This is a genomic window from Scytonema hankhaensis NUACC26 (genome assembly GCF_045865695.1).
In the GTDB taxonomy this organism is placed as follows: Bacteria; Cyanobacteriota; Cyanobacteriia; order Cyanobacteriales; family Nostocaceae; genus Scytonema.
Window position 1 is genome coordinate 24059 of record NZ_BAACAP010000140.1, and the last position, 9485, is coordinate 33543.

Here is a 9485-nt window from a genome sequence, read left to right on the forward strand (position 1 = left end):
TTTATCAATCCAAAATCCAAAATGGTATAAGATCCGTCCTGTGAAGGAAACACATTTTTTTCTTGCATTTACCAAATCGGGGTGTTTTGTTTATGCTTAATAATAAAGTTAATATTTCCGGCTTGCAAAGTTCTCAATCTAGATTGCGTACCAAGAACTCTCAAATCGTTAAAGTAGAGCGGCATAACAACAAAATATCTTTAACACAACTTTTTTATAACCTCCCTATTAGTAGCAAACAATTTATTGGTCTGATTACTTGTGAATTAGTCTCTGTTGTAGGTATAGGCCTTGGTAGTATATTAATTATTAATCAAGGGTTACAAACGCAATTCTTGGAACAAGCTAAGTCGGAATTAACTACAACAAATGTAAATTATGACTCACAGGTTAATCAAATCAGTTCTATATTTCGAGAAAAAGCAGTCAATTCTACAATAATTAATGCGGCGATCGCACACAACTCTGGCAAGCCTCTCAGTATAAGTTTACAAAAGGATACTAAAAAACTTCTTGAAGAGGAAGCCCGTAATAGAAAAATAGAGTATGCGACTTTAGTAGGTAGAGATTTCAAGATTATTGCTAATGTTAACTCTGACCGTCAAGGAGAGATTTTCAATCCTAACAATTTAGTCAGCGAAGCAATAGAAAAATCTCAACAAATAGTAGCTAATAGCGTTATTACATGGTCGGAATTAAGCCAAGAGTTACCTTCTTTACCAAAGGAGTTTAAACAGCAAGATACACTGATTCGTTACACAGTCACACCTGTTAAAGATGAAAAAACACAAACAGTCGTTGGTGCTTTAGTTACTGGAGAAATTTTGAGTGGAAAAGATGCGAGCGCGAAAAAGACTGTGGAAACTCTTGGAGGTGGCTATAGTGCTATTTATTTCCGCAAAGCAAATGGAGAGTTTGCCCTAGCGACATCATTATATCAAGATAAATTAAACTATACTAAACAAAATTTTCCTTTACCTAAAAAAGCTTTATCTTTACTCAACATAGTCACCAAGAATTCTATAGGAAGAACAGTTACCAAACACCTAGCTTTGGGTAACAGAACTTATGCAATAGCAGCCAAAGCAATTCCTAATAAAATAATCGAAGGAGTAGAGAGCGATCGTGTCCCTAGTGAAGAACCCGTAGCTATTTTGGTAAGAGGTACTCCAGAAACGGCTTTGGATGATTTACTAAGATATGGTTGGCAGAGACAATCACTCGCTATTTTTATCGGATTGTTGCTTATCTCGCTTTGGACATTGATTGTAGGACGAGCAATTATCAAACCAATCAAAAACTTACAACAAACAGCGCAAAAATTTACAGATGGTCAAGTTTCCACGCGATCGCAAGTTTTTGCTACAGATGAAATTGGGCAGTTAGCTATGAGTTTTAACTCAATGGCAGACAGTCTTGCAGAACAAAACCAACGTCGAGAAAATCAAGCAAAACTAGAATTTCACCTCAATAATATCACAGTTCGCATCAGAGAAACTTTAAATACTGAAACAGTTTTGAAGACCTTAGTATCAACGACAAAAGAAGCCATACAAGCAGATAGAGTCGTTTTTTATCGTTTAGATGCGAACTTAAAAGGTAAGATTGTTGCTGAATCTGTGAATGATTCTTTACCAGCAGCAATAGGAACAACCGTTGTTAAACCTTACCAAATTCAAGAAGATTTTAAACAATACGAAATAGGTCGTGTCAAAGCAGTTGATAATATTCAAGAAATCTCTTTAAGCCAGTATTACTTAGAGCATCTAGCATTACTTTCTGTTAAAGCATACCTCATATCACCCATATATGCGAACAAGCAACTATACGGCTTGTTAGTCGCTCATCAATGCTCTACTCCCAGACAGTGGCAAGTTACAGAAATTGACTTATTTAGACAAATTGCAGTTCAAGCAGGTTATGCTCTAGAGCAAGCACAACTTCTCCAACAAGTAGAATGTGGTGTCGCCGCTTCTCCCGAAGAACTGCAACACAAAGACACTCTGCAAACTCAACTTTCAGAACTCATAGATAATATTGAAAGTGCAGCTCGTGGAGACTTAACAGTACGTGCTGAAGTGACAGTAGGAGAAATTGGCACTGTTGCTGACTTTTTCAACTCCATTGTTGAAAGCTTGCGAGACATTGTGACGAAAGTGAAAGAATCAGCATTGCAAGTGAATCAAGCGATCGGTTCAAATGAAGGCGCTGTTCGTCATTTAGCAGAAGAAGCAATTGCTCAAGCAACAGAAATTCACCGCACTCTTGATGCAGTTGATAACATGACTATATCAATTCAAGCAGTTGCAGCCAGTGCAGAACAAGCTACCACAGTAGCTCACGATGCTGCTCATACCGTCACAAAAAGCGGACGGGCGATGGATTTGACAGTGCAACAGATCCTGCGTTTGCGAGAGACAATCAGCGACACTACTAAAAAAGTTAGGAGATTGGGAGAGTCAACACAACATATTTCCCGTGTAGTCGCTTTGATTAACCAGATTTCCACCCAAACCAACTTAATTGCCATCAACGCGGGTTTAGAAGCATCGCGTGCGGGTGAAGAAGGTCAGGGTTTTGTTATAGTTGCTGAGGAAGTCGGAGAATTAGCAGCCCAAACAGTGGTAGCTACGCGAGAAATTGAACAGATCGTTGAGAGCATTCAACTCGAAACCACAGAAGTTGTTAAAGCCATGGAGTTAGGAACCACTCAAGTTATGGATGGTACGAGGATTGTAGATGATGCCAAGCAAAATCTCAACCAAATCCTAGATATTTCTCGGCAAATCGATTTGTTAGTGCGAGCGATTTCTGAAGCCACAGCCTCCCAGGTGGAAACATCACAAGTTGTAAGTCAATTGATGAAAGCAATTGCCGCAACTTCCCAACGCACGAGTGATTCTTCACGTCAGGCTTCCAATTCTTTTGCTCAAACTCTACAGATTGCTAAAGAATTACAGCAAGTTGTTGAGACATTTCAGGTGAAGTGATATCGTGCGTGGATTTTAGATTGAGTACCAAATAAAAGATATATTAAAATTTCTTGTGGTGCGGGCATCTTGCCCGCTTTTACTCTTTAAAAAGAACAGATAGCGCTGTAGCTTGTAGATATTTATCTCCTAAAGAGTTAGACAATATTTCCCAAGCAACCATAGCTGCCATGTCACTTTTACGGAGTCGCAATTCGACAAGAGCGGAAGTAGCAATAAATAACTCATCGCCCAAAGCAAGTTGTTTGAGCACATCCTCTGACAAGCTCCCATAATCAATGTCATCATCAGTCATAAAATCTATATTTTCACTGTTCATTGATTATCCTCCTTTTTCAATTGGAATGAAATTAATAGTTGATAAATATTTGGTCCATTAGGAAGTACTTTCCATGTGCTTTGTATCTTTAAACCTCCGAGAGGTGCTTCCAATTGACTGGAATATCTAATTCTAGTTTCAACAGTTATATCCTCGCCAACAGATAGTAAATGGGCAATTATTTTGTCAACAACTTCAACAGAATCTTCCCATCTTATTTGTTTGATTGTTTCAAACATTTCTTGAGAGCGTTCCCAATTATGCTTGAGACGGTCGCGTATAAACACCAATCTTTCTTCATTTTGCGGCTCTGCATCAAATTTCTTACGATCGCTTTGTTTCAATCTCTGTAGCCGTTGTAATTCTTCTTTAGGGTACATAGGCACTTTACCCATACAATAGATATTAATTTTGTCAATAGGTACTTTGACTAAACCTTTCTGAACGTAAGAGATGATTTTGCCATTTTCTGCTATATGATCTACAAGTTCAGCCTCTAGTTCTATGGACGGCGTGTATCTCTCAGGGCTAATTTCACCCTCCACATGGTATGTAGTTTATATCAAATCGACTAAGCAGATTATTGCTTCATTAAGTTAAGGTAACTGAAAGCACTCTAGTAGAGGTCTTCTCGCTGCCAATCTCTTCCGCCTGGTAAGGCAGATCTATTTCTCATGCTATTGATAAAGGTTTTTTCAGCTTCTCACGCAGCAATATTTGTTTGGGGATTAGTAATAGAACTAATGTGTAAATTTATAGCTTGACGAATAATTTCAGCCTCACTAACACCTGTTTGTTGGGCAATTGTCTTTAGCAGATGGTCTTGATAAGGTTCAATATAAATTTGCTTAGGAATTTTGCTGGACACAGTTTTCTTAAAAAAAATGTATACATTACTACATACATTATATCAGTTTTCAGTTGAATAAAGTACAGATTTATCTGCGTCGAGGGTGCGTTCATCTGCGGTTCCTTAATCATTTAATGTATTGCACCCAACTGAAAACCGCTATATACGCGATCGCACTCGATTTTTAGCAGAATTTACTCATCTTCAAGTGCTCCTAAAGATTTAAGCGTATCTTTCTCATCTTCAGTTAAACCTTTAATCTTGGTAATTCTCAAATTTGCATAAGGCTTGTTGTCAAGCGTTTTCAAACATTGACCAGACTGGATATCCCAAAGTTTAATTGTTTCATCCAAGCTACCACTAGCTAAAGTTTTACCATCTGAATGGAGAGCAACTGAAAAGACTGAATTATGATGTCCTTGAAGAATTTTTAAACATTCTCCACTGCTAATATCCCACAATCGAATTGTTCGGTCAGAGCTTCCACTGGCTAAGATTGTGTCATTGAAAACAGCAAGTGAATTTATTCTACTCGTATGCCCGTGTAATGACTTCAAGCACTTACCATTGGGAATATCCCAGATTTTAATTGTTCGGTCATCACTACCACTAAATAAAGTTTTATTATCAAAACTAAAGAGTACCGTATTGACTCCACTGGGATGCTCTGTGAGTGTCTTTATACATTGCCCTGTGTGAATATCCCAGAGTCGAACTGTTTGGTCATCGCTGCAACTAGCTACAATTGCGTTATCAGAACTCATCGCCACTGACCATACTCGACCTTGATGACCTAATAAGGTTTTGACACATTCTCCAGTGGAGACATTCCACAATTTAACTGTCATATCTCCACCACTACTAGCAATGAGTGTATTGTCAGTACTCATAGCTACTGAGTACACAGACCTATTGTCATCTCCTCCGTGACCCCTTAGAATCTTTAAACATTGACCAGTGCCAATATCCCAGAGACGAACTGTAGTATCACCACTGCCACTCACTAAGAATTGATTGTCTAAACTTACTGCAACTGACCAGACTCGACTTATATGCCCTTGTAGAGTTTTTAGGCAGATTCCTGTACTAACATCCCAAATTCTAATTGTTCTATTATCGCTACTGCTAGCTAAAAGTTTTCCGTTAGCACTAAAATCTACAGAATACACCATACTAGTATATCCCTGTAAAGTTGATAAACAGTCGCCAGTGGAGGTATCCCAAAGCTTTATTGTTGAATCGCTGCTAGCACTGAGTAGCCGACTACCATTAGGACTAAACGCAATTGAGGAAACTGAATTGGTATGCCCCAATAAAGTTTTTAAGCATTCTCCAGTACCGATATCCCAAAGCTTTATAGTTTGGTCGAGACCACTACTAGCTATAGTTTTACCGTTGGGGCTGAAAATTGTTGATTGTATCCTCTGTGTATGACCTTGGAAATTTTTTAAGTGTTTCCCAGTATGGATATCCCAAAGTTTAATGATTTGGTCATCACCACAACTCGCTACAGTTGTATTATCAGAACTAATTGCTACTGACCATATTCGACTTTGATGACCGAATAAAGTTTTGGTACACTCTCCTGTATTAAGATTCCACAATTTAACCGTGTTATCTCCACCTCCACTCACTATGGTGGTATTATCCTGACCAACTGCCACTGTGTATACTGTTGTGGAATGTCCTTGTATAGTCTTTAAACATTCTCCAGTAGCGATCTCCCAAACTTTAATTGTTTCGTCACTACTACCGCTCACTAATATTGCACCATCATAAGCGATCGCTACTGCATACACGCGACTGGAATGTCCGTGTAGAGTTTTCAAGCATTTTCCCGTACTTATATCCCAGATTTTGATTGTTTTATCATCGCTACCACTTGCTAAAGTAGCTCCATCAGGACTAATTGCAATTGACCTGACCCAATCAGTATGCCCTTGGAATGTTAAAAGTAATTTACCATTTTCGATTTGCGATAAAGAAATTGAACCATTAGCTTCACCTGTGGCAAATAATTTCCCATCAGGGCTAAATGCTATTGATAAAACACGACCGCAAAGTTTAGTAAAAGTCGATTGAGCAAGATTCGCCTCTGTAAAATTAACACCGTACAAGCTGGCATTGCTCAAATCAGCCCCTTTAATAAGGGTATGGCTAAGATCTTTACCTTCTAAAATCACCCGATCGCTCTTCACCGCCAGAGTAGCCGCGTTCCCTCCAACATAACCCACTTCTGTTTCCGTTTTGCCTTGCGTCGCTTCAATCAGCCCAATTAAGGGTTTACACTCACCTAACATCGGCAAGATAAGATCCATGACAGCTTTTGTCAAGAGCGAGCGCCCAAAAGTTTCCCTCAACTTCTCCAAGGGTTCGCTTGTAAATGACCTCAAGGGTGCGATTTCACTACGAGAAGCAAAGTAACTCGACCAGGTATAGTCAATTGGTGCTGTACTGTTATTCAAACACGATTGCGATTGCGCCAACTCAGTAAAATCCTCAGCTAACGCTCCCAATTCTGCTGCAAATTTGTAGGCGACAAAGAACTCTAACAAAGAACGATGGGCTGGAGTATAATCGCCATCAGCATCTCGAATGAGCATCGTTTGCCCCATCATATCGTAATGCCAATGATCTAAATCTTTCTCTTCTTGTACCATAGAACTAAAGAGACGACGAATGCGGTCTGGGAACAACCGATAATTCAAACTCATCTGGTCGGTTGACAGCATTTCCCAAGATAGTTCGCACAAGAAGTAAAGCTTATCTGCTAAATTCGTGAAAGTGCGCTCTGCTTTGATATCCCGTTCCATCTTGTGACGCACGGCATACAAGTAAATTCGCGAGATATCTACAGGTAAACCAGCTTCAATATCTGGTAGTGCTTCTAGGATTAACTCCGTCATCACCGGGCGACGTGCTAAATCTAGTAATTGAGGATTATCCATCACTTGCTCCACTGTACCAGGAGAAGCTTGAAACGATAAGACCTCTTGAATTTGCTCGTCGTTAAATTTCTCCAGTTCTAGGACTTCAAATTGTGGTGTTTCCCCTGTTAAATTAGCAGTCGATGCTTGAAGTTCGGCGTTGAGCAATGCTCTCCCTTCCTTCGCTTCTGGAAAGTGTTCGGTACGGCAAGTTAAAATAACCTTTGACCCAGGCATTACCACTTTTGCTAACTCCCAGAAGTTGTTAATCATTTCCTGACGATCGACTCTGGCTGCCATCTCATCAAAACCGTCGAAAATTAGCAGCAGCTTGCCCATACGATTGAGCTGCACGAAAGCATCGTAATGAGGTAGAGGAATTTTGTACTGACGAAAGAAAAATTCAGAAAACAGAGATTCTACGCTGACTGCTCTAGCATAGTCGCGCAAGGGAATAACCAATGGCAAGCGAGGAAGTTCAATTCCCCGTTTTTGAGCATCTTGATAGCGCTGCAATGCTACCCAAGCATAATGCATGGCAAACCAAGTTTTCCCAGTACCGAATTCTCCTAATATGGAAATATGTTCTTTTGCTGGGTCATCAAGCCAGCGATCGATATAACCGTCAATCCAACCGTCTTCCTCGTCATAACGACTGATTGCTATTTGACGTTTGGTGATGGGGTCAATTTCTTCCTTAGTACAAGCAAGAGGAACGTATTTTCGATCTATCTTCCGCCGTTTCACTTCTGCTTCTAACCATTCAAGATACCCGCTAAAGTCGGCATCTTGCGCTATGAGTTCATCAAAGGTGTAGCATTCCAGGTGTTGATTTTCCTCCTTTTGAACTTCGTTACGAGCCGCCCGTGAAATACGACGGGCTGTAACCAACCAACCTTCGTCCGTGCGTTGTTGTTCCACCGAAGAACTTAACGCGATCGCATCACTTAGTCCTGCTTCTCCAGCAATTCCACGGATCAGAATGCGATCGGATCGATTGCGTCTGACTGGAATGTTAATAATCAACTCGAAGAAATCCTCAGCCCAAACCTCATATTTCTCGAAACGATAACCCAGGGTTTCAAACCACCCGCGCATTTGTTGGGCAAGTGCAACCGCTTTACAGTTGTTTTCAACTATAGTACTAGCAGCTGGTAGTGCTGGGTAATTTTGGGAAGCCAACCTTGCCATTTCGGTACGAATTCCTTCGAGAGTTGGCAACCTATCCAATTGTTCGGTAACAGCTGCAATTTTTTTGTGCAAAGAGCCAATTTGCTGGCTCATCAGTGTATCGGATGGCGTCCGGCTACGTTTAGCAACTTCAATAAAGACAGTGGCAAATGCTGCTACTTCGCGTCTAATATCAAGCCCCAGGGTTTTGATGTCGTCCCCTAAAGCATAAGCATCAATAAATGTATCGACTTCAGCAAGAAGGATTGAGGGATTGTTATGGTGTAACGCATTACGAAATGCCTGTTTTATTTGCTCGTGACGGAAAAGTTCGAGAAAGGGCTTGGGTTTGCCAACACCATATTCTACTAAGGCATAGGCATAAACCCCACTAAAATCAGCAGGTGGGTGTTCGGGAGCGAGGTTAAATTGTTTTAGTAATTTGATAACAGTTTCGTTACGCTGAAGCTTATCTTTAATCAGTGGGTTGGCGATGCCAGAAATCGCATTAATAATAGCATCGAGGTTAAGTGGTATCACAGAAATATCCCGCTTGTTTCTTTAATCTACGTTTTTTGGGGTCAATTTTGGCGTAAAAAAAGCTTAAGATATAGACTGCATTGTACGGAGTTAAAAGTGAGATTTTTGAGTAACTACATTGCTGTCTCCTATTATTCCGGATTCTGCTTGGAAATTCCTTTTACAAGGCGTGGTAAGAAGCATATTTAATATTACTCCTATCCCGCTTGAAGATACTTAATTAAATGAACCGCAAAGGCTCAAAGTACACGAAGAAAGAAGAAGAGCGGCGATCGCTCACAAAATTTTGATTCAGGTGGCAATTCCTCATCTTCTCTGGTGCGCTCTGGAGCGTACTCTGCGGTTCAAAAGTAATTTATTTAACCGCAACAGACGCAGAGGACGCAGAGGTAAGAGGTGAGAGGGCTATTCATTTCCTGAAGTTTTTACCCACCTTGAAGGTGGGCAATCCCCACCAAAAGCTTTATGTGGTACGTAATGCCTACCCTAGGTGTAGTTCAAAAATCAAATAGGAGACTTATAGCTATTTTTAAAGTATTTAAGATGAGGCAAAGAAAGTAAAGATTTTAGCTATTCTCTAACCAAGAAATTAGATCGTTTATGTTGGAAAAATCTAAGAGGATGTTTTAAAAGTCATAATTGATGTATCAAATATTTTTTACCCCACCCTAACCCTCCCCTTACAAAGC

Annotated in this window: 5 protein-coding genes; 1 reads left to right on the plus strand and 4 read right to left on the minus strand. The window is 40.1% G+C overall.

The features are described 5' to 3' along the window. Positions 1-92: 92 nt before the first annotated feature. Positions 93-2990: a methyl-accepting chemotaxis protein gene (locus ACKTT2_RS09165; RefSeq protein WP_407885909.1), complete on the plus strand. Its 2898-nt coding sequence runs from the start codon at positions 93-95 to the stop codon at positions 2988-2990. A gap of 79 nt (positions 2991-3069) precedes the next feature. On the opposite strand, the gene ACKTT2_RS09170 is transcribed toward ACKTT2_RS09165, so the two are convergent. The 4 genes from ACKTT2_RS09170 to ACKTT2_RS09185 form a co-directional block, all read right to left on the minus strand. Next, positions 3070-3309: a hypothetical protein gene (locus ACKTT2_RS09170; RefSeq protein WP_407885911.1), complete on the minus strand. Its 240-nt coding sequence runs from the start codon at positions 3307-3309 to the stop codon at positions 3070-3072. Next, positions 3306-3854 (minus strand): hypothetical protein, encoded by a 549-nt coding sequence (locus tag ACKTT2_RS09175; RefSeq protein WP_407885913.1) that lies wholly within the window; start codon positions 3852-3854, stop codon positions 3306-3308. The genes ACKTT2_RS09170 and ACKTT2_RS09175 overlap by 4 nt, the downstream gene beginning before the upstream one ends. Before the next feature lie 158 nt (positions 3855-4012). After that, positions 4013-4177, minus strand: coding sequence for a ribbon-helix-helix domain-containing protein (locus ACKTT2_RS09180; protein WP_407885915.1), 165 nt, complete (start codon positions 4175-4177; stop codon positions 4013-4015). A gap of 176 nt (positions 4178-4353) precedes the next feature. After that, complete coding sequence (locus ACKTT2_RS09185) at positions 4354-8796, minus strand: NACHT and WD40 repeat domain-containing protein (RefSeq protein ID WP_407885917.1); 4443 nt, start codon at positions 8794-8796, stop codon at positions 4354-4356. Positions 8797-9485 lie beyond the last annotated feature (689 nt).

Bases quoted from the DNA above. Each gene is read 5' to 3' on its own strand.
- ACKTT2_RS09165 (WP_407885909.1), top strand. From the start codon at position 93: ATGCTTAATAATAAAGTTAATATTTCCGGCTTGCAAAGTTCTCAATCT.
- ACKTT2_RS09170 (WP_407885911.1), bottom strand. From the start codon at position 3,309: ATGAACAGTGAAAATATAGATTTTATGACTGATGATGACATTGATTAT.